The sequence below is a fragment of the Rubrivirga sp. genome, assembly GCF_049648075.1.
Lineage (GTDB): Bacteria > Bacteroidota > Rhodothermia > Rhodothermales > Rubricoccaceae > Rubrivirga.
Map to the genome: position 1 here is coordinate 1 of NZ_JBARYR010000570.1, position 2,339 is coordinate 2,339.

Sequence of the window (2,339 nt, forward strand, 5' to 3'; positions counted from 1 at the left end):
GGGCGCCCCCTTCGAGCTGTCGTTCGACACGTTCGACCGCGACTTCTACACGTTCACGACCGAGTGGGAGCCCGGCGAGATCAGATGGTACGTCAACAACGTCCTCTACCAGACCCAGACGGCTGACGACTGGTACACGACGGGCAGCGACGACCCGAACGCGCCGTTCGACCACGACTTCCACATGATCCTGAACGTGGCCGTCGGCGGCAACCTGCCCGGCGCGCCGGACGTGTCGACGACGTTCCCCCAGACGATGGAGGTCGACTACGTCCGCGTCTACCAGCGGCCCGAGTAGCGCGCCCTCGAGGGCGCTACCGCCCCGGCGGCACGTCGACCTCGATGCGCGCGACGGCGCCCGTCCGGCCGAACACGGCACGGCTGGTCTCCCGAGAGAGAGCGTCGCCCTCGACCGGCGTTGTGGTCCCGTCGGACTCGAGGACGCGGATAGCGAGCGCGTCGGCGCGCCGGTAGACGACGGGCGTAGCGCACAGCGTGAACGCGAGGGAGCCGGCCTCGAGGTCGAGCGACTGGTCCTCCCCGTGCGCGTCGACGAAGGTGAACGTGGCGGGAGCGTCTAGAAACTCGTCGGTGCGGAGTAGGAGCGGGCGGATGGTCAGGCGGCCGTCCTCGACCAGCACGCCGAGCTCGCCCCAGCGCGCCAGGATGTCTTCCTTGACCTGTCCCGTCAGGCCGGGCTGTTTGGCGCCCGCGTGGCCCGGCGTGTGCGAGTACGCGTCGGCCGGGAACGCGCCGTAGACCTCGGGCGACTTGCTCCCGCCGAGGCCCGCGCGGACGTCGTAGTAGGCGTCGGCCAGGCCCGAGAGCGTATCCGAATCTGCGCCGCTGGCCGCGGCGCGGAAGAACGTCTCCTGGGCCGCGAGCCGGAGCTTGGAGACCATGTGCCAGTAGATGCTCCCCAAGCCCTCGTAGCCGAAGAACGTTCCGGAGCGGCCCGTAAAGGCGCTGTGGTCGAACAGCGCCTCGAACACGTCGAGGACGGCCCGGCGCTCCCCGTCTTCGACCTCGAGGTCGAGCGCGTCGAGCGCGTCCTCGAGGTCGGTGGCATTTCGGAAGGTGCCGCGAAAGTGGAGGTCGCCGTAGAGGTCACGCTGGACCACGGACGCGTCGCCGGCCTCGAGGAGGCGGGCCAACAGTGGCGCGCGCTCGCGTGCGTCCGACGGCAGCGTGTTTTTCTCGATGAACCCGGCGAGGTCGCGGTCCGGGTACAGCATGTAGCTGTGCTGGTCGGCGCGGTACAAGTCGCTCTGGCGCAGGGCGCGGAGCAGGGCGAGCGTGTCGTCGGGCGACAGGACGCCGGCGTCGAGGGCGGCCACCTGGCCCTCGAGCATCGGGTAGAGGTGGCGGACGCCCATCGTGCCGTCGCCGATCTCCAGGAGGTTGTAGCTGTGGACGAGCCCGTCGTCGCGTCGGTTTTCGCGCAGGCTCTGGTCCACGGCCTCGAGGGCGCGGCCGAGGAACGACCGGATCGCGTCGGCCTCGAGGTCGCGCGTGGCGCCGCTGAACCCGTCGCGGTAGATCGCGCTTCGGTACCGGCTCCCGGCTCGTCCGAGCGCGTCCACGACCGTGCGTCGCTCTTGGTTGTCCAAGGCGCGAGAGGCCAGGTCGCCGTGCGCCTCGAACACGGTTGCGACCTCGGCGAGCAAGTCGGCGACCTCGGCCGACAGCGTGGCGCTGGCGGTGTCGCTCAGCACGTCCTGCAGGAACGCGAGGTAGCGGCGGACGGCGAACAGCGTCACGACCGAGATGCCGTTGCCCACGAGCGCGTTGTTGGCGTCGTTCCACTCGGGCCGCTGGGTGTTCATCCAGATGCCACCGCCGGGGACGAAGTTGGTCAGCTTGGCCAGGACCGGGACCAGCAGCTTCTCGAGCAGCGTCGCCGTGAGGACGTCGCCCCCCTCGTCGTGCAGCAGCTTCCCGTCCGCCCCGACGGCGTCGACGCGCGTCTCGATCTGGGCCGCCTGGTCCTCGTCGTACGAGACCGTGTCTTTGGGGTCGCGTAGGATGTCGGCGTAGGGCGCGATCCGGTAGGGGACGTTCGCGTAGCTGAACCGCCGCTCGCCGAGGAGCGCCGCCAGCCGCTCGGGGTTGTGCGCCCGGAGCTGGGCCAGCAGGCGCAGGAGGTAGATGATCTGGTGGTCGCCCCAGTAGCCGATGTAGCTCCATGGGTCGTCCGGGTCGCTGACCTCCCAGTCGATCCCTTTGTCCGTGATCCGGTACGGGTTGTAGCCGTCGGCCGTGGAGGCGCTGACGAACACGGCCACCATGGCCTCGAGGTAGCCCGGGAACGAGCGGCTGAGCGCCTCCCAGTTCTGAAA

Annotated in this window: 1 protein-coding gene and 1 pseudogene; one reads left to right on the forward strand and one right to left on the reverse strand. The window is 69.8% G+C overall.

Going from position 1 to position 2,339, the window contains the following annotated elements:
• The coding region (locus WBA11_RS15920; protein WP_424521643.1) for a glycoside hydrolase family 16 protein at positions 1-298 on the forward strand (298 nt) is incomplete at its 5' end.
• 16 nt (positions 299-314) lie between these two features.
• On the opposite strand, the pseudogene WBA11_RS15925 reads toward WBA11_RS15920, so the two are convergent.
• Positions 315-2,339, reverse strand: a pseudogene (locus WBA11_RS15925) (hypothetical protein); the annotation flags it as partial.